The 24,896-nt window shown below is 36.8% G+C and carries 16 protein-coding genes; 6 read left to right on the forward strand and 10 right to left on the reverse strand.

Annotation, left to right across the window (positions count from 1 at the left end):
• Positions 1-55 precede the first annotated feature (55 nt).
• On the forward strand, positions 56-1,243 hold the full coding sequence (locus GILLI_RS03575) for a Pycsar system effector family protein (RefSeq protein ID WP_006987760.1): 1,188 nt from the start codon (positions 56-58) through the stop codon (positions 1,241-1,243).
• Here GILLI_RS03575 and GILLI_RS03580 read toward each other — a convergent pair.
• Complete coding sequence (locus GILLI_RS03580) at positions 1,231-3,600, reverse strand: hypothetical protein (protein ID WP_006987761.1); 2,370 nt, start codon at positions 3,598-3,600, stop codon at positions 1,231-1,233. The two genes, GILLI_RS03575 and GILLI_RS03580, sit on opposite strands and share 13 nt — an antisense overlap.
• A gap of 159 nt (positions 3,601-3,759) precedes the next feature.
• Here GILLI_RS03580 and GILLI_RS03585 point away from each other — a divergent pair, with 159 nt between their 5' ends.
• The gene (locus tag GILLI_RS03585) at positions 3,760-4,875 is read left to right on the forward strand and encodes a TlpA disulfide reductase family protein (RefSeq protein WP_006987762.1); all 1,116 of its coding nucleotides are present in this window, start codon (positions 3,760-3,762) and stop codon (positions 4,873-4,875) included.
• A 126-nt stretch (positions 4,876-5,001) separates the two neighbouring features.
• Here the strand turns inward: GILLI_RS03585 and GILLI_RS03590 are convergent, their stop codons facing one another.
• Positions 5,002-5,691 carry an SIMPL domain-containing protein gene (locus tag GILLI_RS03590; RefSeq protein ID WP_006987763.1) on the reverse strand — a complete coding sequence of 230 codons (690 nt, stop codon included), beginning with the start codon at positions 5,689-5,691 and terminating at the stop codon, positions 5,002-5,004.
• A 95-nt stretch (positions 5,692-5,786) separates the two neighbouring features.
• The gene (locus GILLI_RS03595) at positions 5,787-6,434 is read right to left on the reverse strand and encodes a rhomboid family intramembrane serine protease (RefSeq protein ID WP_040506374.1); all 648 of its coding nucleotides are present in this window, start codon (positions 6,432-6,434) and stop codon (positions 5,787-5,789) included.
• 56 nt (positions 6,435-6,490) lie between these two features.
• On the opposite strand from GILLI_RS03595, the gene GILLI_RS03600 reads away from it, so the two are divergent.
• Positions 6,491-7,402 (forward strand): lysophospholipid acyltransferase family protein, encoded by a 912-nt coding sequence (locus GILLI_RS03600; RefSeq protein WP_006987765.1) that lies wholly within the window; start codon positions 6,491-6,493, stop codon positions 7,400-7,402.
• Here the strand turns inward: GILLI_RS03600 and glmM are convergent.
• Positions 7,399-8,784, reverse strand: coding sequence for a phosphoglucosamine mutase (glmM, locus tag GILLI_RS03605; protein ID WP_006987766.1), 1,386 nt, complete (start codon positions 8,782-8,784; stop codon positions 7,399-7,401). The genes GILLI_RS03600 and glmM overlap by 4 nt on opposite strands.
• Positions 8,785-9,131: 347 nt before the next feature.
• On the opposite strand from glmM, the gene GILLI_RS03610 reads away from it, so the two are divergent.
• Positions 9,132-9,722, forward strand: a complete 591-nt coding sequence (locus GILLI_RS03610) for an acyl carrier protein phosphodiesterase (protein WP_006987767.1) — start codon at positions 9,132-9,134, stop codon at positions 9,720-9,722.
• Between the two features lie 117 nt (positions 9,723-9,839).
• Positions 9,840-11,540: a gamma-glutamyltransferase gene (gene ggt, locus GILLI_RS03615; RefSeq protein WP_006987768.1), complete on the forward strand. Its 1,701-nt coding sequence runs from the start codon at positions 9,840-9,842 to the stop codon at positions 11,538-11,540.
• Here the strand turns inward: ggt and GILLI_RS03620 are convergent.
• From GILLI_RS03620 to GILLI_RS03645, 6 genes are all read right to left on the reverse strand, one after another.
• Positions 11,537-12,184: a hypothetical protein gene (locus GILLI_RS03620; RefSeq protein ID WP_006987769.1), complete on the reverse strand. Its 648-nt coding sequence runs from the start codon at positions 12,182-12,184 to the stop codon at positions 11,537-11,539. The genes ggt and GILLI_RS03620 overlap by 4 nt on opposite strands.
• A gap of 928 nt (positions 12,185-13,112) precedes the next feature.
• Entirely contained in the window at positions 13,113-14,159 is a 1,047-nt protein-coding gene (locus tag GILLI_RS03625) for a M12 family metallopeptidase (RefSeq protein ID WP_006987770.1), read from the reverse strand.
• Positions 14,160-15,528: 1,369 nt separating this feature from the next.
• The gene (locus GILLI_RS03630) at positions 15,529-17,085 is read right to left on the reverse strand and encodes a hypothetical protein (protein ID WP_006987771.1); all 1,557 of its coding nucleotides are present in this window, start codon (positions 17,083-17,085) and stop codon (positions 15,529-15,531) included.
• A 77-nt stretch (positions 17,086-17,162) separates the two neighbouring features.
• Positions 17,163-18,617: a hypothetical protein gene (locus tag GILLI_RS17580; RefSeq protein ID WP_006987772.1), complete on the reverse strand. Its 1,455-nt coding sequence runs from the start codon at positions 18,615-18,617 to the stop codon at positions 17,163-17,165.
• Between the two features lie 120 nt (positions 18,618-18,737).
• Positions 18,738-20,318, reverse strand: coding sequence for a thrombospondin type 3 repeat-containing protein (locus tag GILLI_RS03640; RefSeq protein ID WP_006987773.1), 1,581 nt, complete (start codon positions 20,316-20,318; stop codon positions 18,738-18,740).
• Positions 20,319-20,538: 220 nt separating this feature from the next.
• Positions 20,539-21,552 (reverse strand): response regulator transcription factor, encoded by a 1,014-nt coding sequence (locus tag GILLI_RS03645; RefSeq protein WP_156798633.1) that lies wholly within the window; start codon positions 21,550-21,552, stop codon positions 20,539-20,541.
• A gap of 509 nt (positions 21,553-22,061) precedes the next feature.
• On the opposite strand from GILLI_RS03645, the gene uvrA reads away from it, so the two are divergent.
• Positions 22,062-24,893: an excinuclease ABC subunit UvrA gene (gene uvrA / locus GILLI_RS03650; RefSeq protein ID WP_040506802.1), complete on the forward strand. Its 2,832-nt coding sequence runs from the start codon at positions 22,062-22,064 to the stop codon at positions 24,891-24,893.
• The last annotated feature ends 3 nt before the right edge of the window (positions 24,894-24,896 follow it).

The following is a 24,896-nucleotide window of genomic DNA, read 5'->3' on the forward strand; positions in this document are numbered from 1 at the left end:
GATACTGAAAGCTGTTTTTTTTTGTAATTTGGCCGGATCAAAATTCCGATATTATATGACTGATTTAATAGACAAAGTAGATAGTTTCGTTTTGGAATTATTTAAAGCAAAATTACCTAATACCTATATCTTTCATAACTACAATCACACTCAAAGAGTGGTCAAAAGTAGTAAAGAATTAATCGAGAATTCTCAATTAAATGTTAAAGAAGAACAGGTTGTATTGCTTGCTGCGTGGCTTCATGACACCGGATATACTGTGAAATTTGAAGGTCATGAAGAGGAGAGCGAAAAAATTGCAAGGCAATTTCTAAAGGAAAACAATGTAGATCCGGAAACCATTGAAGCGGTTTCCCAATGCATTTTAGCAACTAAATTTGATAGAACACCAACAACAGCATTAGAAAAAATAATAAAAGATGCAGATTGTTCGCATCTGGCTAAAGAGTATTTCCAGGAAACAAGCGAATTTTTAAGGCAGGAACTTCAATTGCTTAATATTCACAATTTTTCTGCTGAAGAATGGTTGAATGAAAACATTAATTTATTTACTGAAAAACATCGGTATTATACAGATTATGCCTCGAAAACCTGGAAACCATTAAAAGACACTAATCTTTCCGATCTTTTGGAAAAGAAAAATAAGACAGTTCAAAAATTAAAAAAAGAAGAAACTAAAGCAAAATTAAAAGCCGAATATAAAAATAATAACCCGGAGCGAAGTCTGCAGAGTTTATACAGGATTACGCTTCGAAACCATATGAAATTAAGCGATATTGCAGATACCAAAGCAAACATTCTCCTGTCTGTAAATGCGATTATAATATCGTTGGCCCTGGCCAATATGATCCCTAAGTTGAATGCAACAACGAATGAGCATTTATTGTATCCAACGCTTATATTAATACTATTTAGCGTGGCTTCTATCATCCTATCCATAATGTCTACCAGGCCAAATGTTACCAGTGGGGAGTTTACAAAAGAACAGGTGGAAAACAGGGAAATAAATTTACTCTTTTTCGGAAATTTCCATAAAATGCCTTTTGAGCAGTTTAAATGGGGAATAAAGGAAATTAGCCAAGATAAAGATTATGTGTATGAATCCTTAATGCTGGATCTTCATTCCCTGGGGAAAGTTTTACATCGTAAATACTTACTGCTTAGACTTACCTATACTGTTTTTATGATAGGCATTATAGTATCTGTATTGGCATTTGTGGTTGCTTTTTATTACCTCAAATAATCCACAAGACCATCATAACTAATAGCTTCCTGGGCGTCATCTGCTTCGGGGCGGTATAAAATATTGGCTCGTATGGCACGAAGACCAATTACCCCCTGAACATCTTCAAGCTCCAGGATCTCCACCTCCTGCCCAAGGTATTTCCTTGTTTGAAGGTATTTTATGTATCTCAAATATTCTTTTTGATCACTGCTTTGAGAGTATACTATGGAAATTTTTCCTTTTTGGGTTATCCGTTCTTCTGTGTCTTTAATAAAGGCTTTATCGATTCTTTTCTTGATGATTTCGTACCGGGCATTATAGGTTCCGTCTACATCAAATTTTTTCTCATCCATGCGGTATCTAATTGATAAAGTGCTGTTAAACACAAGTATCAAAGAAGCTGCATCCATTTTTATTGGGGTGTTTTTTTGTAACTGGTAAAACCTGTTTTCCATTTCACACATAGTGGCAAGTTGCCATAACCTTAAATTATACAAATACACCTTATTAAAGGGCTTTTTAAAAGTTAAGGAGTCGCCAATATAGATGTTATGATCTACTCCATCGGTTTTATAGCGTTCAAAATAATGGGGGTAAATCTTTTGGGCATCTATTTGCTTTTTATCTATATAACGAGCCATAGTCCTGTTAATACGTTGCACGGTTTCATCGTAATGCTTCCTATGCTCGTAAACCAGGCCGGTTTCGGGATTCAGTTTAGCCTGATATTGCATCACCAGGTCTTCCAAACCTTTAGACTGTAAAACCAAATGATCCATAATAGGATTTACCTCCCGCTGTAAAAGATCAAAAACCTTCTGTTCACTTGAAGCATTCAAACCTTCTGCCAATTCCGCCCTAAATTCAGCAATTCTGAATCTAACCTGGTCATAAATTGGCAATTTTTCAATTTTGTATGCTTCATTTATAATATTTTCCAATAATTCCAACTGGCACTGAAGGTCTTTTTCAATCGAAGAATTTCGGGCATCTGAAGAAGCAATAATATCGATTTGTCCATATAAGGGATAGACATTTTTAAACGTTATATCCTTAAAAGAAGCCAACCCGTCCTGGTCCTGATCCTTGATAAACTGTTTGGCCTCATTTTCAAAAATCCATAGAACACTGGGATGAATTGAAGTACATTCACTTTGAATTACAGCTTTTACCCGGTTTTCAAATTCGGTTCGGTTTCGTTTTACCGCTGTTACTATATAAGGAAGTATGTCTTCCAGCTTGATTGCATTTATGCTGTTTAATTCATTTTTCCTGGGAGATACCAGCTCCAAAACCCCTAACAATTCCTGCCCTTCTGCAATTGGTGCCAGGATACAACTTTTAATATCGTTTTCTTTTAAGTTTTGAGCCAGCAAATTGTTATTCGACTTTTTAGCATATTCCTCAGCATTGGCGATGGTGAAATATCCTTGTTCTTTAACCAGCTGATTATAGGATTTTTTACAAATAAGCTTTTCACAATCGGCTGAAGCTTCTTTATAAAGCATAAAACTTTGGGCATCCTGATTATTCATTCTCTCAAAGGTCCTCTCCAGTTTATTAAAAACTGTAAAACCTACCCTAAGATCGGGGATTTTAAAAATAGACTGAAAGATTTCCTGAAATCTAAAAAGTTCAGCCCGACTGGAAGTCTCTTGATGCAGGAGGGTAGTTTTTAGATCGGAAATAGCGTCGTCCACAGTTACATCGGTAAGATTGATGATGGTAAACCCTTTAAATATCCAGCTTTTTGGTGGGAATTTTTCTTTCCATAAACTCACGTCTTCTATATTCTGAATGAGAACATCTACATCTTTTTCAGAGATCTCCTTTGCTCCTTCCCCAGGATCGATGTCTATAAAATCGGCATTTAGAGCTACTCTATAGTGCTTTAAAATCCCGTTTTCGTCCGGGATATCGTAATAAAGCGGTCTGGAAAAATCAATATTATAGCCATAATGGTGATTAAGAACAAGAATGCATCCATAGATATAATACATATCCTCATTGAGGTTGCGCATTTCAAACTGATAATTATCACCCGCATTGTCAAGGATATTTCTAAAGCGCTTAGAGGAATTAAAAATCACATTTTGAAACGGCAGGGAGGCGGCTTTAATTTCGTTGTTGCTTAAAATATTAGGAAACAAATCATCAAGCAAAATGCGAATTGCATCTTTATTCTTACTTAAATCCTCAGGATTATCGATACCCTCCACCAGCTTTGGAAATGAGGAGATATAATCCAACACATTTTCGATATAATTCTTTGCTATACTGCTCTGTTCACTTTTCAGCTGAAGTTGATATTGCTCAACAACTTTATGGAAACTTATTTTAATATCTAATGGGAAATCCTCTAATTGATTCTTCATAAACTTTTAATATGAGATAAAATTACTCTTTCTTCCAGAGCCTTATTTCCTTTCACTTGAAATTAACATTTTTTTATATACTTCCTATAGCTATCTATATGGAGTTGTGTATTTTTGCTGAATAAATTAAAAACAACAACTAAATATAAATTTCACCAAATGAAACAGTTCTTAACAGCAATTATTATCCTTAGCATTTTGGGATGTCAGGAAGATCAAAAGGGATACTCCGTTTCCGGGGAACTAAAAAATGTTGAAGATGGCAAAATGGTTTATGTTTCAGAATTAGATCAAAATATGCAACCTTCAAAAATTGATTCGGTTCAAATTAAAAATGGGGCATTCACATTGGATATGGCAGAAGTTGAACATCCAAATCTTAGTTTTCTTTCTGTTGAAGGATATAATGGAAATGTGATCTTTATTTCTGAAAATGAACCTATAAATTTTGAAATTTACAAAGACAGCCTTCCTACTTCGAAAGTAGATGGAGGAAAGGAAAATGAAGTTTTTTACACGTATCTGGATCATTTAAAAGACCTGAATAAAAGGGTTATGGAAATCCGGACCGGAATGCGTGAGGTGATGACCACTACAAGAGATTCTGCCGCAATGGCTGGATTTCAGCAACAAGAGGAAGAATTGCGTACCACCGATATGAATTTCAAGAAAAATTTTGTTGAAGAACACCCGGATAGATTTGCATCTGTTCTTGTGCTTACGGATATGATGAATATGGGAGCTTCTGCAAATGAGGTAAAAGAACTCTATGGAACCTTATCTGAAAATGCAACTAAGAGCTCATTAGCGAAATCTTTGGAAGATAACCTTAGCAAACGGAGTGCAACAGATATAGGAAGTAAAGCACCGGAATTTTCTGCGCCAAATCCGGAGGGAGAACAAATTTCTTTAAAGGATTCAATGGGAAAAGTTACACTTATAGATTTTTGGGCTGCCTGGTGTAAGCCTTGTAGGGTGGAAAACCCGAATATTGTTAAGGTCTATAACAAATACCACGATATGGGCTTTAATATTATTGGAGTTTCTTTGGACCGCGAAGGTCAAAAAGACAAATGGATACAGGCAATAAAAGATGACAATTTAACCTGGGCGCAGGTTTCAAACTTAAAATTCTGGCAGGAACCTGTTGCACAACTTTATGGAGTACAGGCGATTCCCGCTCAATTCATTATTGACGAAAACGGAATTATTGTAGCCAAAAACCTTAGAGGGGATGCTCTGGATGCAAAAGTGAAAGAATTGCTGGAGAAATAACCTATAAAACAAATCCAAAAAAAAAGACCCAAATCGTTTCTAAATCTAGAAGCGATTTGGGTCTTTTTCATTTAATGATCAGTAAAATAATGATCCCTAGTATACCAAAGAAGTTTTTTTAGATTACTATTTCAGTTCAAACCCAATAGTAACTTTAGCGCTAACTTCCATTTCTCCGGGAGCAAGTGTTTGCTGATCTCCGCCATCTGAACTGGCTTTCATCATCTCCACTCCCCTGTACATTGGCGGAAAATAATTAACCTCATTCTCATTGATGGAAATCGCTTTTCCAATGCTTTGATTTAATGGAGCGGTATATTCCACAGCCTTTCTTTGAGCATCCAGTACTGCTTTTTTCCTGGCTTCGCTCTTATGCTTTTCAATTTCCGAAGATTTGAACTGTATGCCATCGATCCTGTTAAGACCTGCATTTAGTAAACCACTCATTATTTTCTCATACTTTTTAAGATCTTCCAATTCTATTGAAATAGACTGATTGGCTGCATAACTATATGTTTTCTCGTTATAATTATAGTTTTTGTTCAGATTAACGTAATCTGTCTGAATATTTTTCGCAGGAATTCCCTCCGATTTTAAATATTTTATAACCTTATCTACCACCACATCATTCTTCCTTTTCACTTCCACAGCATCATCTCCTTCATGCTCTATTCTGGATTTTATGGTAACCTGGTCCGGTACCACTTTAACTATTCCCTCTCCGGTTACCATCACCATAGGAACCTGATTCACCTGCTGCGCCTGTAATCCCAAAGAGCTAATAACGGCCACGAATAAAATAAGTACTGTTTTCATATTTGTTGTTTTTGTTTGTATATTTCAAGGGTACTCAAGTTTTGATTGCCCAATTTTAGGGTATTAATCAAAGCTTGAACCAAAGTGTTAACAAATTAAATTTTTCCGGCCTTTTGAAGTATAAAAAGGATTAAAATAGGGACTGCCAGTAGGATTACCATTAATAAATGTTGCTGAAAAACCCAGGGAGCTAATAGTATTGTTATAACGTAACCACCTACAGCTCCTCCAAAATGAGCATCGTGGCCTATATTATCCTGCCTTCGTTTCATTCCGTAAATAGTATATAAAAGATATCCAATTCCAAATACATAGGCGGGAATAGGAATAATGAAAAATAAGCCAAGCATCATATCCGGTCTTAGCAGTATTGCAGAATACAAAACCCCCATTACTGCACCGCTGGCGCCTACCGCATTGTAATTCTCCTCATCCTTATGGAAGAAATAACTCAGCAAATTACCCAGAATCAAACTCGCGAGATATACCAATAAAAATCCAAGGGAACCCATATCATTTAAAACAACATTTGCAAAGAAATACAGGGTAAGCATATTTACAAAAAGATGGGAAGAATCAACGTGCAAAAATCCGGATGTTAAAATTTGATATTTAGCTCCTCTTTTTATTTCTCCCGAGTTGAATTTATATTTTTCAAAGAAAAGTGTATCCTTAAAACCCTTAAATGAAATCAACACATTTAATCCGATAATAATTATAGTAATCAAACCCAAATCCCCCATAGATAGCTTTCTGTTTAGTGCCAAATATACCATATATTTGCTGAAATGTTTTGTGGATGCAAGGATTAGTTTTTTGGTTGGTTTACCCTTTTTTATGGCTTATTTCACGTTTGCCATTCCCCCTTTTCTACATGGTTTCCGACCTTGTTTTTTTCCTGGTTTATCACATTCTTGGGTATCGAAAAAAAATTGTAATCGAAAACCTGGAACTTGTTTTTCCCGAAAAGTCTTCAGAAGAAATAAAAATAATTACGCGAAAATTTTACATACATATGTGTGATATGTTTTTGGAAATGGTAAAAAGCATCTCCATTTCCAATAACCAGCTTAAACAACGTTTTACATTTACCAACCTGGAAGAAATTGAACGCATTCGCAAAATGAATAAAAGCATAATTGTAATGTGCGGGCATTATGCAAGTTATGAATGGGCTAACTCCATACAATTATACGGTATTGATTATAAAGCATTTGGAATATACAAGAAAATTAAAAACAAGCACTTTGATAAATTAGCAAAAGATATTCGCGCGAGGTTTAGTGCTGAACTTATTTCCAGCAGTGAGACTATTGGCAAAATTATACGCAATCAAAGGGAACGAATACCCGGAATATATTTTATGGTATCAGATCAATCCCCAAAACTGAGCCATTCTAAATTCTGGACAGAATTTATGGGCAGTACTGTTCCTGTTTTTATGGGGGCAGAAAAGCTGGCCACTAAACTGGATATAGCGGTGGTTTATATACAGGTAGAGAAGCTAAAACGAGGATATTATCAGGCTACTTTTATCAGGCTTTCCGATCATCCAAAGGAGGAACCTGCTTTTAAAATTACCGGAGACTATTTGACCGAATTGGAAAAACAAATAAGAAAAGCCCCTGAATATTACCTTTGGACACATAAAAGATGGAAACACCGAAATGCTTCCATCCCAAAAGATGCCGTGATATTTAAACGGGATTAAGCAACAATTTCTTCAATCTCACGTATCATTTTTTGAGCGAGCTTATCTGCTTCCTCCTGGCTTTTTGCCTCGGTATAAATTCTTATTATAGGTTCTGTATTGGATTTTCTAAGGTGCACCCAGTTTTCAGAAAAATCTATTTTCACTCCGTCAATTGTGGTGATCTCTTCTGAATTATGATTTTCCTGAACCTTTCTTAAAATCTCATCTACGTCCAGATCTGGAGTTAATTCTATCTTGTTTTTGCTCATAAAATATTGTGGATACGATTCCTTTATTTCGGAAACCAACATTTTCTTTTCTGCCAGGTATGTCAAAAATAAAGCTACTCCTACCAAACTGTCACGACCGTAATGAGATTCTGGATAAATAATCCCTCCGTTTCCTTCTCCCCCAATAATTGCATTGGTATCCTTCATTAACTGAACAACATTCACTTCCCCCACAGCACTGGCCTGATATTTCTGACCATGGCTTAAGCTAAGGTCCCTTAAAGCACGTGAGGAGGACAAATTGCTAACCGTTGATCCCGGTGTTTTAGAAAGCACATAATCTGCGCAGGCAACCAAGGTATATTCTTCGCCAAACATCTGGCCTTTTTCATCTATAAGAGCGAGGCGATCCACATCTGGGTCTACCACGATCCCCAGGTCTGCATTTTCCTTAACAACTAGTTTTGAGATCTCTCCCAAATGCTCTTTTAGAGGTTCGGGATTATGGGGGAAATGACCGTTTGGCTCACAATATAATTCCACAACCTCAACCCCCATTTTCTTCAGCAATGCAGGGATGGCAATCCCTCCGGTAGAATTTACGGCATCCACTACAACTTTAAACCCGGCTTTGGATACAGCTTCGGCATCAACAAGCTTTAGGTTTAAAACTTCTTCAATGTGCCTGTCTATATAATCTTCAATTACGCCAATTTTCCCAAGATCATCAACTTCAGCAAATAAAAATTCTTCATTTTCAGCATTTATAAGGATCTTTTCACCTTCGGCTCCATTTAAAAACTCTCCTTTATGATTCAGCAATTTCAATGCATTCCATTGTTTGGGATTATGGCTGGCGGTAAGTATGATCCCTCCATTGGCCTTTTCCATAGAGACTGCGATCTCAACAGTTGGGGTAGTTGAAAGTCCAACATCAACAATATCAATTCCCATCCCTACAAGGGTATTCATTACCAGATTTTGAACCATTGCTCCGCTTATTCTTGCATCTCTACCAAGAACCACTTTAAGTTTTTTACCCGGGTTTTCATTTTTTAACCAGGTTCCGTACGCTGCTGCAAATTTTACGGTATCCAAGGGTGTTAAATTATCTCCCGGTTTGCCTCCTATGGTTCCTCTTATTCCTGAAATTGATTTTATTAAACTCATCCTTTAAAAATTTGTTGATTGGTTGATTTGTTAATTTAATAATTTGTAAAATCGTAAAATCGTTAATTGGTTAATTTGAAAGATCGAAACATTGGAATTTGGGATTTGGGATTTTCGGCCCAGGGAATCATGTTCCTATCCATTTCCCCTAGTCTCTTCTTCATTCTTTCATATGAATTTTAACCCTAAACGTTAAACGTTAAAGCCTAAACGTTAAACTGAACTTTGGATGTTGAACTTTAAATTTTCCTCGCCTCCAAAAAGACAAATATACAAGCCTCTACCACCTATGCCCAAAACTTAACAGAAATTAAACAGGAAAACACATAAATTAGTATCTTGTCCAAATGAATTACCTGGCACATATTTATCTTTCCGGAGAGGACGAGCATTTGAAGATTGGGAATTTTATTGCAGACTCTGTAAAGGGCAGGAAGTTTATTGGCTTCCCGGAAAAAGTTAAAAATGGAATTATTCTGCACCGGGCAATGGATACTTTTACAGATTCTCATCCGGTAGTAAAAAAAAGTGTACACAGGTTATTTCCTGTTTACAGTCATTATAGTGCAGTAATTGTGGATATTTTATATGATCATTTCCTGGCCGCCAACTGGAGTAAATACTCAAAAGTACCCCTGGAAAAATATGTTGCTGAATTTTATGAACTATTAAATGATAATTTTGAAATTCTACCAAAGAAAGTAAAGGATTTCCTTCCTTATATGATCCGTGATAACTGGCTACTTAATTATGCTACTATTGAAGGGATTGGGATAATTCTTTTTCAAATGGATCAACGCACAAAAAACAGATCTAAGATGCAGCTTGCCACCACCGAATTAAAACTATATTATTCCGAATTTGAAGAAGAATTCAGGTCTTTTTTTACTGATTTGGAAAATTTTTGTAACGAACAAATCACTAAACTTGAATCCTAACAGAGTACAATTCACTACGAAATGAGCATAACGGGAATACGATATTAACACCGATAAAGCTATGCGAATTAATCCCGAGCTATCGGGAGACCATTAAAAAACAATAAACAGCTACCTATGAAAAAAATTATTTTATTCCTTGCTATCAGTCTGCTTTATTCCTGTAAAACTCCCCCACCAACGGTTGTAGCAAAAGCTCCTGAGGTTGGACTTATTACAGATAAGGCCATGGTTGTTTCTGCACGTGCAGAAGCTTCAAAAATTGCAGCCGACATTATGAAACAAGGCGGAAATGCGTTTGATGCGATGGTTGCTACAGAAATGGCACTCGCCGTAAGCTATCCATTTGCCGGCAGCCTTGGCGGTGGTGGTTTTATGGTTTTTAGAAAAGCTAATGGAGAAATAGGAAGCCTTGATTTCAGGGAAAAAGCCCCACTTGCATCTTCTAAAAATATGTATCTGGATGAAAATGGAGATCCGGTACCTGAAAAAAGTCAGTTAGGTTCGCTTGCTATAGGAGTACCTGGTACTGTAGCCGGAATATTTTCGGTTCATGAAAAACTGGGTTCTTTACCTATTTCTAAAATCCTTACTCCGGTAATTGAACTGGCAAAAAGAGGATATGTAGTTACCGAAGGTCAGGCCGAAGGTTTAAATAATTACAAGTCAGAATTTAAGAAGGTTAACCACGAAGAGATCCTTTATACTAGAAGTTATTCCGCAGGAGATACCATAAAAAATCCAGCTCTGGCAAGAACTTTAGAAAAATTAATGATCAATGGAAGAGATGAATATTACGGCGGTAGCACTGGTGAAACCCTTGTTAAATTCATTCAGGAAAATGGCGGGATCGTCACCCTGGAAGACCTTCTAAACTATGAAACGGTTTGGAGAGAACCTGTAACTTTTAATTATAAAGACTTAAGAATAATTTCTATGGCACCTCCTTCCAGTGGTGGAATTGCATTAGCGCAAATTATGAAAATGATCAATCCATATCCTATTGATGAATATGGTCATAATAACTTAAAATACATTCAAATACTCACAGAGGCTGAACGACGCGCTTATGCCGATAGGAGTTTTTATTTAGGCGACCCAGATTTTTATGAAGTACCTGTAGAAACGCTAACCAGTGAAGCCTATTTAAAAGACCGGATGAGCAGTTTTAGTTTTCAGGAAGCCACCGCCTCCTCCAGCTTAAAGCATGGTCAAATTCCAGGGTATGAAAGTGAGGAAACCACCCACTACTCTATCGTAGACCAATTTGGAAATGCCATCGCTGTTACTTCAACTTTAAATGGCGCTTATGGCTCTAAGCTTTATGTTGAGGAATTAGGTTTCTTTCTGAATAATGAAATGGATGACTTCAGCGCAAAACCGGGAGTTCCAAATATGTTCGGGTTGATAGGAGCGGAAGCTAATTCTATTGAACCAGGAAAAAGAATGTTGAGTTCTATGACGCCAACAATTGTTGAAAAAAACGGCGAATTTTGGATGACAGTAGGAACACCAGGAGGTTCCACAATTATAACCTCCGTACTACAAACCATTCTTAATGTGGCAGAATTTGATATGGGGATGCAGGAGGCTGTAAATGCTCCCCGCTTTCATCATCAATGGTTACCGGATGAGATTTGGTTTGAGCCAAATGCCTTTGATAAAACATTGCTGGAAAAACTAAAAATGAAAGGCTATAATGTTCAGGAAGGTAATTCCAGAATCATTGGAAAAGTAGATGCTATTCTTAGACTACCTAACGGCAAACTCGAAGGTGGAGCCGATAAACGCGGGGATGATACGGCCATTGGATTTTAGATTGAACATAAATAAAATGGATCTGGATCGTCATATTCAATAAAATAAAATCCAAAAACATTGGCCTGATCCCTTGTAAAACATAAAACTTCTATTGGTAAATAATGTTCTAAACCTTCTCTAATGTTTATTTCTAACGGTAAGGAATTAGATACAAGGGTATTTAATTGTATGGGATTATCTTCATTCCCTTTTCTTGGTGCCATCATTATAATTTGTGAATCTTTTCCACTATTATTTAACACTGCAAAATATTCCAGGGTATAAGTACCTACTGGTAACATTAACTTTTTATCTTCAACTGTATTCCAGGTATCCAAAATAGCGTCATTGTTTGTATCATAACCATTTGGGCTCATTTCAAATTCATGAAATCCAGATTTACTATTACCATAAAAACAATTTCCTTGACTATCCTTTAATGCAATTCTCACCATTTTTAAAGATTTAGAGCAATCCATTTGTTTATAAGCGATTACTGTCCCCACACTTCGGGAATTTACTACAGGAACAGTTCCAAACGAAAGCATTCCAACACCATTTGGATTTTCTGAAATAATAGTTGAATCATCATTTTTACTGCAGCTTGAAATTAAGAACAGAACTGCAAGAACAAACGAGTGTGAAATTTTAAGAGTTTTCATAGGTGTTTTTTATGGTTTTTTAATTCTCTCCCGAAGCTAACGGGAGCAATTCGCATAAATTAATCGTTAATTGTTACATATTCGCGTTATGCTCATTTCATACTATTTTGATTTAAATAATTTGAAAAAATCCGAAAATGAATCAATCTCACTTCTGAAATTTCACAAATAGAATTAAGTAATTATAAAGGGGCCTTAAGGGGATATTTTTTTACAGATTGAGGGAGATGGAAATTATCTGTAAGAGAAACTAAAATTAATGAAAAAGGATTGGTTTAAATAGGGGAAAAAACCCCTATTTTTTTTACTATAAATTTCAATTTTGGACGGCAGTGAGAATTCCCGGAGGTTCAACTACTAGCACATCCTTTATGCAAACAATTTTAAATGCGGAAGAATTTAAGATGAGGATGCCGGAAGCGGTAAATGCTCCACGATTACATCATTAATGGTTACCGGATGAAATTTGGTTTGAACCAAATGCGTTTGATTAAGGATTGCTTTAAAACCTACAGGAAAAAGGCTAATAATGTTCAGTAAGGAACTCAAAGATAATTGGAAAGGTGGAAGCAATTTTAAAATTACCGAATTGCAAACTGGAAGGCGGAGTAGATAAACGCGTTGTTGCGTCTTAGTTCATTTTTTATATTTCTGTAAGTCAAAATAATAGCATGAATTAAAACATAATTATGTTAAAGTTTTGTACCGGGATTTAGTTAAAAATCTCCTAAAGAAAAGTGGGGAAATATTCCACACATAAATGGGCATTCTACAAAAAATCACACGTATAGCCATGTGTCGCTTAGAATCAGTTTAATACCTTTTGAACACAAAGTTAATAATTAAGGCTTCTATATATTTTTTCAATTAGATGCTAAAAAAAAAGGTCTGGTAAAACCAGACCTTTTTATAAAAATTACGTTAAAAACTATCTATAGTACCAAATACCATTCACAAGTTTTACAGCCCGCATACCGTATGGGCCGTTGTAATACCAGTTATCGTAATAACGAAGAACGGTCAAACCGGCAATGGTATAATATTCCCCATTTATATAGGTAGGTTCTGTAGGAGACGTTGTAGATGGATACATTGATTTTATACCCTGCAAATCACCATTTGAAAGGGAAGTTCTCTGAACTGAATAACTACTACCATTCGCTCTGGTGATAGTTGGTTGCCCATTATTCGAAAATGAATAAGGACCGTACATCATGATAGAACCAAAATCCAAAGAGGAGGTATACTCTTTCCCATCAAATCCGCTTTGTGCATAGGTTTTAAAGTTATGCTCAGTTCCACTTTGAATGTTATCCCATTGGATCGCTATATGACTGTCTCTGTCAATTCTGCTCTGTTCATGCCATAAACCAACAGCATGACCTATCTCGTGAATTGTACTTCCTGTGGTACATCCGGAGGCCAGGCTAATGTTTTGCCTTCCTCCTACCATTCCTATATAGGAAGAACAACCAGAACCAGTAGTGAAATGAATGTAGTTGGATTGACTGGTCCTTTTTACAAATTTAAGGGAAGTATTTGATTCCCAATGACTTATGGCGTCGGAAACTCTTTTTTGATCGGGAAGATTTGAGTCAATCGCATAATAAACGGTATTATCAGGCCATCTGGCAGATGTTCTTCCAACACTCTTTTGCTGTGAAGGGGTTTCACCTTCTTCATAAACCAGTTTGACCTCACTTGAGGTTACCATATCTTCAGAGAAAATAATGTCTCCCTCGTAGATCAAATCTCCATCTATTTGTTCGACAGTGATTTTTTGACCTGCAAAATATACATCTTTAAGTTTTCCTGATTCTGTGGGGTAAGCCACTTCAACATTGGCTAATAGGGAAGTTGTTTCTGAAATTTGAGTAGTCTGCTCTTCTGTAAACTCCTGGTCGGTAATTTCGTCTTTTGTACAGGACAGAATAGCTAGGGCCGGTAATAAATACAATAAATGAGTCTTTCTCATAACTTGGGGTAAAGTTTTTAATGAACAAATTTTATTTAGTGTCCATAGGTTAATAATTTCTTAATGATCAGGGTTGTTTCAAACTTCATTCCATTATAATCATGCAAAGCGCTTTACAATTTCAATTATCCCTCTTCCAATAAATTTTTGTAGGAAAAACTTATTAGAAACTGAATAACTGGAAAAAAATCCAAACATTTTATACAAATTCGGGGGGAGAAATCTGTACAGAACTTTAACTTAAGTTTAGCTAAACTACATAAAAAATGTTAACGTCCAATTTTTTTTGTAAGAAATTTATTTCAGGTTATGGCAAATTATCCATTTTGGATCGCTTAAAGGTAAAATTAGACGATAAAAAACACTGCTCACTTTCTAATTTCCTCTACCAAAAAATGAATGAAAATTCATTTTATTACTGCTAAAAATTTTTAATTGTAACAGTATATAATTTTATTATGAAACTTTTTATTTAAAAATTATCTGAATCTGTTTTGGCGAATACGGTTGAAAATTTCCATAAAATTTCCAAGTGGAGGATATGTTAAATTTATCCCTGTAGAATGATTTTTTTGGAAACAAATGTGTTATTTTTTTGGGTCAATTCAAATTAAGATGTAATTCTCCTTTATGACAAAGGAAAATCTACTACATCCTTTCATCCGGCTTTTTGGGTCAAGCCACTGAAGTAATTAATTAACAGCAAACAATAGCAGAACCGACTCAGGAATTCAAGCTATATACTCACCAATTAACGAAATGGAAGAATGATTTTCAGACAATGCAGGTAAGATATTTCGTATCGGTCAATCAATCGACAGCTTCAGAAGTATGAAAAATAGCAGTATAACCTACCACTAAATAGGCGAACTCAAGGTAGAGGAGGATTGGTTAAAACAAAGGCGCTATTATTTCCAATGTATTACGTGGAGCATTTCGAAAGGGATAGGTACACGATAAACATATGCAGACAATGCGAGCTGCTGAAAAATCACGCAGCACTTATTGATTATACCCACTTCAAACCTACAGAGAAGAGGCTTTAATTTGATGCAAATCTTAGACGAGATTTACTTGTAAGATCCTATTCTTGACAGGCGCATGATCAAAGAATAATGCAATGGAATAAAATTAGAGTTACGAAATTTCCTTCCAAAGTTTAAGAAACCTCTGCATTAATACCTTTACAAAACCTTCATTCTACACCTAACCATTTTGTCCATTACATCAAATCTATAAAAATAAAAAAGCTGCCCAAATTAATTGGACAGCCTTGTCTATTAACACCGGGTTTAACCGGTTGTCAATGAGACTAACTTCGCGATTTGGTCATCCCCCCGGTTGACCAACCGCTCGGTTATTCTTATTACTATTGGCAAATATTTGCTGAAAATTCTACAGATAGAGGATAATCTAATCCATCTGGAAAGGTATTCAGGTCAATTTCATACGTGATACTAAAATCATTTTCGCCTATATTTTCTACACAAATTTGAGTATTTACAAAAGCTGGCAAAGAAATTTCAGCATCTGTCGCAACCCATCCTTCGAATAAATCTACGGAAATCAAGATATTATTAACACCTGAAGCTTCGAGGTCAAAAGTGATTGTACCTACTTCATTTCCATCATCCAGCAATGGATAAAAAGGATCTTGTCCCACAGGTAAATTTGGATCTAAATCAACCGATTGTGTAAAGGTTAATGTATCACATCCTTCCCCTGGCGCAGGGATACAGCCATTATCTACAGGACACCCATTTTCTCCTGCCGGCCCTGAAACTCCTGCTTCGGTTGGACAATCATCTTCAGAGTTAATTATGTTGTCGCCATCACAATCAAAAGATCCCCAATTTGGATTATCTTCATCACACTTGTTTAAGGTCCCATCATTATCACAATCTGCAGAAGGATTTGTAGGGTCACATTCATTACCATTACCCGGGTCATCCTCCAATAGATCGGGAACATCACCCATGTTACAATTTCCCTCCCTGAAGTGGAAGTACTCTGTGGTACCATCGTCTACATTCAATGCTCTAACATCGGCATCAGTGATAACACCGGCGCGAATCACCTCTTCGGTCACATCCCCATAAGCATCAGAATTAAGCAATGTAATTTCAAAATAATACTCATCTTCACCCTCAGTATCTGGCAAAGCAAAACATACAGGTTCCGCGTAGGCATCCCCATTATCATAAGTACCCGTTACATTTGGTATATCAGTATAAAGGATCGTTCCGGAAGAACTGTTTCCAGACCATACACTTACACTATAAGAAGCAGGGTAATGTCTTCCATCATCATCACAGTAGTTACCAAAAATACAGAATTTGATAGCCTCATTTTGATCAATTTCGAAGAATAAATATCCATATTCATTTACAAAACGATCATCATAACACAGCACGTCTACTTCAACGTATTTTTTCACACCTGCACGAAGGTCAATAGCGAGTGGCAGTGCATTATCTACAAAGGCTGAAAGATCATCCTCGTCCCCACCCATAGGGGCCAGCCATATTAAAGTTCCACTTTCATCGTAAACGGCAAAATAATCCAAAACATACTCATCGGGATTCAACTCCAGTTCGGAATCTTCCTTAGTGAACATTTGACCATTTGCAAGGTCTACACGAAGTCTTTCCTCCCCGTTTGCCCATTCAATACTTTCCCCATCCAGGGAAAGACCAATCACAACATAATCTGCTGTTCCTTCTGTACATTCAGGCACGCCATCTAAAAAGCCAAGATGAGCTTTATTAGCTGCACGGTTTGTTGTGAGGTCATTTAAAAGTGCCCCAAAAGACAAAGTCGCTTTTTCCGGGTCAAGGTTCTGGACTCCGGCCTCCTCTTTGCTACAAGAGGAAAATATCATTACAAATATTGCCAAAAAGGCAATATTGAGTTTGAAATTTTTCATAATTATTAAAATTTTAGTTAGTAGTAAAATAATAATTAACTGGTCAGGAAATTCCTGGCCAGTTAATTATTCCACAATTAGTTAGTACAGTTTGACACCTCTCCACAAGCTACAGGAAGTGTTGCCTGATAACTACCATCTACCATTCTTCCATGAGCAACTACAACTAAATTCTCCCAATTTGATATTGAAAGGCCACTTATATTGAAAGTTCTTTGATAAATGTATGAACCATCGGAACTTGCCATAGGGAAATCTCCATTTTCAAAATCAAGTGGAAGCAGAACTGGACCATAGAATGGCAATCCCTCAGCGATGCTTATAAGTCCATTACCATCAGTATCTGCAGAAGCAGGAGGACAGGTAGCATTAGCCCCGCTATCTAATCCATGGATATGCTGTGGATGCATCTGGTTAGGAGTTACACCGGCAGCAAGAACTGTTGCCTTTAATACATTACCCTTAACCTGGAAATAAGCAAAAACTGATGAATTAGACCCATTAAGTGAATTAGCACAAGTTTTGTAATACATCTCTTCATCTAAAGGATTTTCAAAAATCGGTACGTTATCTTCTCCATCACATCCTTCACGGAAATGGAAGTATTCAAGATTGTTCTCACCGTCAAAGAAAGTTCTAACAACATCATCGGTAATCGAACCTCTTCTGATTACTCTTTCTACTACATCACCGTACTCATCAGAATTTAGCAAAGTAATTTCAAAATAATACTCGTCCTCACCCGCTGTATCTGGCAAAGCAAAACACAATGGTTCAGCATAGAAATCCCCATTGTCATAAGTTCCTGTTACATTTTGTACCTCATTATAAAGCACAGTTCCGGAAGAGTCATCTCCAGACCATACATTTACACTATAGGAAGCGGGAAAGTGTCTTCCACCATCTGAAGGAGGACAAACATTTCCGAAAATACAAAATTTGATAGCCTCGTTTTCATTGATGTCGAAGAATAAATATCCATATTCATTTACAAAACGATCGTCATAACACAGCACGTCTACTTCAACATATTTTTTCACACCTGCACGAAGGTCAATAGCAAGTGGCAGTGGGTTATCTACAAAATTGGAAAGGTCATCATCATCCCCACCCATAGGTGCAATCCAGATCATGGTCCCATCAGCAGTAAACACAGCAAAATAGTCTAATGAATAGTTTCCAGGCTCCAATTCCAGTTCAGAATCCTCTTCAGTAAACATTTGGCCATTTACCAAATCTACACGATAGGCATTTCCTTCTCCATCATCCCCAACAACGTTAGCTCCGTCACGGGATAGGATTATTTCAACATAGGCCGCTGTTCCTTCTGAGCATTCGGGAACACCGTCTAAAAAGCCAATATGGCCTTTCGTAGCGGCACGGTCACTTATAAGATCATTTAGTAAAGCCCCGAAGGATAAGGTAGCCATATTATCGGGATCATTGCCTGTTGTAGCTTCCTCTTTACTACAAGAGGTAAAGATCATTGCAAAGGCGGCCAGATAGGCTATTTTTAGTTTAAAGTTTTTCATGATTTAATAGTTTAGATTAATAATATATTTAGAATGGTTAATAAAATATTTATTCATTTAATTTGAATAATTAAGTAACCACCCGAGGTTTAAAAGATCGGGTGGTTATATTAATTAAGTTTAATTACAAGTATCACCCGCATGAACAATTACCCAGAAACTACTATCTGAACTAGTTCTTGTTAAAGTGAAGTTTGTTTCACTGTCCCCAACCTCATCATTTCGGTTGTATTGGCCTGGACTTTTAGCAATATTTCCAGGACTGTCTTCACTTAGATAAACATGAAGGTCTGAAATTGTAAAGCCAGTGTTTAGGTCTATATCAAATTCTACTTGATCACCAGTTGCGGTAATGGTTACTGTTCCTGCCAATACTCCTTTGCTGGTATCATTTTGGCCGGCACCTCTCCAAAAGTTGAAGACTTGAGTAGTACCATCTGCAGTATCAAAATTTTCTGCCCATCCCCAACGATTAGAATTTGAAATATTATTTATTTGTGTATCACCAAACATAAATGCGGTACCACATCCAGTTGGAGGTGTTACTAAAGGACAACCATCATTACTTTCTGGTCCAGCTTCAGTAGGACACCCATCACAAGCATCTCCTATACCGTCGCCATCTGAATCTGCCTGATCAGGATTGGCAGTTTGTGGACAGTTATCCTGAGCGTCAGGAATACAATCTCCATCCATATCACCGCTCGTAGGAACACCCGGAGTACAAGTTGGGTTCCCTCCAATTGGAATTCCACCTGGGCATCCAAATCTTAAATGCTCGTAATCAACATTGTCATCTCCATCAAAATTGGCAATAATATCAGCCATTGTTAGAGTTCCACTAGTAACAGTGATTGGAACTGTTCCATAATTTTCTGGCCAGCTTAGCAATGTCAATTCATAATATAAATATGGCTCATCCATATCATCATTGCTTGGTAAGGCAAAGCATAAAGGAGAAGCGTAGTAATCTCCTGTATCCGCATATTGCCCAGTAAAGTTTTCTACATCGGTGTACAGCATTTGGCCGGTATTATCTGTACCGCTCCAGATGCTTACGCTATATCTTGCAGGAAAATCTCTTCCGGCTTGTTCAGGAGGACAAACGTTAACGAAGAAACAAAATTTAACAGCTTGCTCTGGATTCAGTTCAAAGAATAAATAACCATATTCATTCACATCCCGGTCATCAAAACATAAAACAGATACGTCTACATATTTTTTAACTCCGGCACCTAGATTAATTGCTAAAGGCAATGGATCTTCTACGAAATTGGCTAATTCACCTCCTGTTTTTGGAGCAATCCAAATCAATTCATCTGCCGCATTGTATACTGCAAAATGATCAAGGGAATAGACTCCTGGAACCAATTGCAGTTCAGGAACTTCCATTGTAAATAATTGGTTGTTGACAAGGTTTATGCTAAAGGGAGTCCCTATACTTCCTACAACATCGCCTTCAGCATTAGAGAGGACTATTTGAACATAGTCTGGAGTGGTATCAGAACAAATTGGGATACCATTTTCCTGTTGCTTCAATGCGGCACGTGCATTGTCCAGATTATCCAAAAGAGGAGCAAAGGACAGCGTAGCCAGTTCCTGGTCTGGACCGTCTATGCTAGAGTTTTCATCTTTACTACAGGAAGTAAAGACCATCGCAAAAATTGCCAGATAGGCAACGCAAAATTTAAAATTTTTCATAATGTTAATTGTTTTTGTTAATATATAGAATGGTTAAAAATTAATTTTCTAAAACCTCGTCGAGGTGTGTATTTTTACTTTATATATAGTGTAAAATTTATCCTACTTAGATAATAAGAAGCGTAGTGGGGGTGATCCTTATTATTTGAAGTAAATGTAACTTCATAATAGCTGATTAAAAATGGGTGAATTCCCCCTTTTTTCTCAGTTATTGTTATTCTTAGGTGACTTTTACATTGATTAAATCGTGATTAATGGCGTAAATAATGCTTTCAAGAATGGTATCAGAATTGGTGCGTTTAATGATATTTGCCCTATGCTTTTCTATGGTTTTTGGCGAAATGAACAAGGTTTCTGAAATTTCCTTCGTTTTGTAGCCCTTGCACAAAAGCAGGATGATTTCTTTTTCTCTTTTACTGAAATTGAAAGTGGTTTGTATGCTGTTTTCCTCAAAACATTTCTCTACCAGATCAGATTTACTACCTACCTGGTCGCTTAATTCCAAATTTTCCGAATAATGTATCATCATAATAAATTGACCGTCTATCATCCTATCCAGTTTGGAGAAACTGATTTTTGCTTCACGAATTTTCCCGTTACTCAATCGTAGGGATGTTTTTGTATTGGCTTGCATGTGCTTTCCCTTGGAAAAGTTTCGCAAACTCGTTTTAACTTTGGCTTTATTTTCACAATGAACAAAATCGGTAAGCTTAAGGCCATCGGTTTTATGCACTTTAAAACTATGTTTAAAAGCATCGTTCATGGCTATGATATTTTCCTGCTGTAACAGAACTACCGGATTCTCCATTATATTAAAGAGTCCTAAAAAAGCATCTTTCCAATAATTGGTCAAGGTTCGCCCATTAGACACAAATTCCAGCAATTCATCACATAAACAAGCTGTAGAAATGGTAGTATAAAAGGTTTGATCCACCAGATCATTATAGGTCTCTTCAATTAAGGTCCTTTCCAAAGCCTCGCCATAAATGATTAAATGACTTTTTTTCAAGAAATGGGTAGATCGGAAATTGCCGAGATTTCTAAGGCCTTTTAAATTTAAAGAGGTTTGGTCTATGAGGATAATATCCGGTAAAAGCTTTAATGCGGTAGAGTATCCCGTGTGCAAAGAATTCACCGCGTGAATTACAAATTGAACACTTAAGCCTTCTTTCAAGTCAGCGGTCAATTTTTTCTGACTACTAATGATCAACAAATGTTTTTTTTCTGTTTTCATCCCTAAATTAATTTTAATACACATCCAACCTTTCAGATTATACAAACTGAGATTTGGAAGAATAAATAATATTTGAGTGCCGTTAGCGGACACAGTTAATCCGGGGGGATCAACAAAAAACAAGGGTATTATTTTAATTGTGGGGTTGAAATCAATAAAATACTTGGGGGGAGTTTTACATTATAAATATAGGGGAAATTACCCATGAATCTTTAAAAAATAAGTAATATTATCCTGACAAACAAGATGTTAAAAACTTGTTCTAAAAAGTTAATCTTCAGATTAAATTCATTTTTTTTTAACATTGACCTCCTAAACTAGGATTTTGTTAAAATAGTTAGATCTAAAAAGACGTCAAATTCTATAATAAAACCTTTTTTTTAGGAATCTTTTTGGTCATTATTATTTAATAAGATCTAAAGAATTTACCTATTAATTAACAACGCCGGATGCGGGCTTTCTTTTTAGTTAGCAACAGTTTAAGTACCTTTGCCCCTTTGATGAAAAATATGGCTAAAGCTGAAGAGAATATAGAAGTATTAGGGGCCAGGGTTCATAATTTAAAAAATATTGATGTAACCATCCCCCGGGAAAAATTGGTTGTTATTACAGGGCTTTCGGGATCGGGTAAATCCTCCCTTGCCTTCGATACCATTTATGCAGAAGGACAACGCAGGTATATCGAAACTTTTTCGGCCTATGCCCGTCAGTTTCTGGGGGGAATGGAGCGTCCCGATGTTGATAAAATAGAAGGATTGTCTCCAGTAATTGCCATAGAACAAAAAACTACGAGTAAAAATCCACGGAGTACCGTTGGTACCATTACTGAAATTTATGATTTCCTGAGATTGCTGTTTGCAAGAACCGCAGATGCCTACAGTTATAACACCGGCGAAAAAATGGTGAGTTATAATGATGAGCAAATTAAGGAACTTATCATTAAAGACTTTAAAGATAAACGCATCAGCATTTTATCTCCTGTAGTGCGGTCGCGGAAGGGTCATTATCGGGAACTCTTTGAGCAAATTTCCAAACAAGGATTTGTAAAAGTCCGTACCGATGGGGAAATACGCGACCTTATAAAGGGAATGAAGCTGGACCGTTATAAAATGCATGATATTGAGATCGTGGTGGACCGCCTGAAGATCGATGAAAAAGCAGAGTCCCAAAAGCGACTGGAAGAGAGCATAAAAACCGCGATGTACCACGGGGAAGATGTGTTGATGGTTATGGAGCAGGAAAGTGGTGATATTCGCTATTTTAGCCGAAATTTAATGTGTCCTACTTCCGGGGTTTCCTACCCCAATCCCGAGCCAAATAATTTTTCGTTCAACTCACCAAAAGGAGCTTGTCCAACTTGTAACGGAATAGGTACCCTGCATAAAGTGAATGTTGATAAACTTATTCCAAATAAAAGCCTTTCCATTAAAAAGGGAGCAATTGCCCCACACGGCCCACAAAAGAAAAACTGGGTTTTTTCTCAATTGGAACTCATCGCAGAAAGATTCGACTTTAAACTTAGTGATCCCGTAGAATCCATTCCGGAACCTGCACTGGATATGATCTTATATGGAGGAAAGGAAAAATTTTCAAAACAATCTGAAACCCTTGGGATCACAAGGGATTATAAAATAGATTTTGAAGGAGTGGCTACTTTTATTGAAGCTACTTTTAACAACAACGATTCAACTTCCCTGAAACGATGGGCCAAGGAATATATGGACAAAATTGAATGTCCGGATTGTGAAGGAAGCAGACTGAAAAAAGAGTCGCTGTATTTCAAGATTAACGATCAAAACATCGCCGAACTGGCTCAAAAAGACATCACCGATCTGGCCGAATGGTTTGGGAATTTAAACGATAAGCTTTCAGAGAAGCAACTTTTGATCGCTACTGAAGTTATAAAAGAAATAAGGACCCGGCTTCAATTTTTGGTGGATGTAGGCTTAACCTATCTTTCATTGAACAGAGGTTCAAAATCCCTTTCCGGTGGGGAAGCACAACGTATCCGCCTCGCTACTCAAATAGGTTCGCAATTAGTTGGTGTCCTTTATATTCTTGACGAACCCAGCATTGGTTTACATCAAAGAGACAATGAAAAACTCATCAATTCACTAATTTCACTACGCGACCTTGGGAATTCTGTTATTGTGGTAGAACACGATAAGGATATGATAGAACGGGCAGATCATGTTATAGATATTGGTCCTCATGCAGGAAGACATGGCGGTGAAATCATTAGTGAAGGAACTCCAGCAGAAATAAAAAAACACAATACCATTACCGCCAAATATTTAAATGGTACAATGGAGATCGAAGTTCCAAAAGAGCGAAGAAAAGGAAATGGAAAATATCTTATCCTGAAAGGTGCTACCGGGAACAACCTTAAAAATGTATCCATAAAAATTCCTTTAGGTCAAATGATTGCTGTTACAGGTGTTTCAGGAAGTGGGAAATCTACTCTTATCAATGAGACCCTTTACCCTATTATGAATGCCTTTTATTTTAATGGCGTAAAAGTTCCCATGCCTTATAAAAGTATAAAAGGACTGGAGCATTTAGATAAAGTTATCGACATTAATCAATCGCCTATTGGAAGAACTCCACGGTCTAATCCGGCAACCTACACAGGGGTATTTTCTGAAATAAGAACGCTGTTTGCAAAAACTCCTGAAGCGATGATCCGGGGCTACAAACCGGGAAGATTTAGCTTTAATGTAAAAGGGGGTAGATGTGAAACCTGCAGAGGCGGAGGATTACGGGTAATCGAGATGAATTTCCTGCCGGATGTTTATGTGGAATGCGAAACCTGCCAGGGGAAACGATTTAACCGCGAAACCCTGGAAATACGATACAAAGGAAAATCAATTTCAGATGTACTGGAAATGACCATAAATGAGGCAACCCCATTTTTTGAGTTAATTCCAAAGATTTACAGGAAATTGAAAACCATACAGGATGTTGGGTTAGGATATATTACATTGGGCCAGCAAAGCACAACCCTTTCCGGAGGGGAAGCCCAAAGGATAAAACTGGCAACCGAACTTTCAAAACGCGATACAGGAAATACGTTTTATATATTAGATGAACCTACCACAGGACTTCATTTTGAAGATATACGTGTTTTAATGGATGTATTAAATAGATTAGCCGATAAAGGGAATACCGTTGTGATCATTGAACATAATATGGATGTGATTAAAATGTCCGATTATATTATCGATATTGGATACGAAGGAGGAAAGAATGGCGGGGATGTTGTTGCAAGCGGTTCACCGGAAGAAGTAGCCAAAGATAAAAAGAGTTATACCGCACAATACCTGAGAAAAGAATTACATTAAAAT

Source organism: Gillisia limnaea DSM 15749, from assembly GCF_000243235.1.
GTDB lineage: Bacteria > Bacteroidota > Bacteroidia > Flavobacteriales > Flavobacteriaceae > Gillisia > Gillisia limnaea.

What these genes read in the sequence shown, in the direction of transcription:
- GILLI_RS03575 (WP_006987760.1), top strand. Translation starts at nt 56, where the DNA reads ATGACTGATTTAATAGACAAAGTAGATAGTTTCGTTTTGGAATTATTT.
- GILLI_RS03580 (WP_006987761.1), bottom strand. Translation starts at nt 3,600, where the DNA reads ATGAAGAATCAATTAGAGGATTTCCCATTAGATATTAAAATAAGTTTC.
- GILLI_RS03585 (WP_006987762.1), top strand. Translation starts at nt 3,760, where the DNA reads ATGAAACAGTTCTTAACAGCAATTATTATCCTTAGCATTTTGGGATGT.
- GILLI_RS03590 (WP_006987763.1), bottom strand. Translation starts at nt 5,691, where the DNA reads ATGAAAACAGTACTTATTTTATTCGTGGCCGTTATTAGCTCTTTGGGA.
- GILLI_RS03595 (WP_040506374.1), bottom strand. Translation starts at nt 6,434, where the DNA reads ATGGGGGATTTGGGTTTGATTACTATAATTATTATCGGATTAAATGTG.
- GILLI_RS03600 (WP_006987765.1), top strand. Translation starts at nt 6,491, where the DNA reads ATGCAAGGATTAGTTTTTTGGTTGGTTTACCCTTTTTTATGGCTTATT.
- glmM (WP_006987766.1), bottom strand. Translation starts at nt 8,784, where the DNA reads ATGAGTTTAATAAAATCAATTTCAGGAATAAGAGGAACCATAGGAGGC.
- GILLI_RS03610 (WP_006987767.1), top strand. Translation starts at nt 9,132, where the DNA reads ATGAATTACCTGGCACATATTTATCTTTCCGGAGAGGACGAGCATTTG.
- ggt (WP_006987768.1), top strand. Translation starts at nt 9,840, where the DNA reads ATGAAAAAAATTATTTTATTCCTTGCTATCAGTCTGCTTTATTCCTGT.
- GILLI_RS03620 (WP_006987769.1), bottom strand. Translation starts at nt 12,184, where the DNA reads ATGAAAACTCTTAAAATTTCACACTCGTTTGTTCTTGCAGTTCTGTTC.
- GILLI_RS03625 (WP_006987770.1), bottom strand. Translation starts at nt 14,159, where the DNA reads ATGAGAAAGACTCATTTATTGTATTTATTACCGGCCCTAGCTATTCTG.
- GILLI_RS03630 (WP_006987771.1), bottom strand. Translation starts at nt 17,085, where the DNA reads ATGAAAAATTTCAAACTCAATATTGCCTTTTTGGCAATATTTGTAATG.
- GILLI_RS17580 (WP_006987772.1), bottom strand. Translation starts at nt 18,617, where the DNA reads ATGAAAAACTTTAAACTAAAAATAGCCTATCTGGCCGCCTTTGCAATG.
- GILLI_RS03640 (WP_006987773.1), bottom strand. Translation starts at nt 20,318, where the DNA reads ATGAAAAATTTTAAATTTTGCGTTGCCTATCTGGCAATTTTTGCGATG.
- GILLI_RS03645 (WP_156798633.1), bottom strand. Translation starts at nt 21,552, where the DNA reads ATGAAAACAGAAAAAAAACATTTGTTGATCATTAGTAGTCAGAAAAAA.
- uvrA (WP_040506802.1), top strand. Translation starts at nt 22,062, where the DNA reads ATGGCTAAAGCTGAAGAGAATATAGAAGTATTAGGGGCCAGGGTTCAT.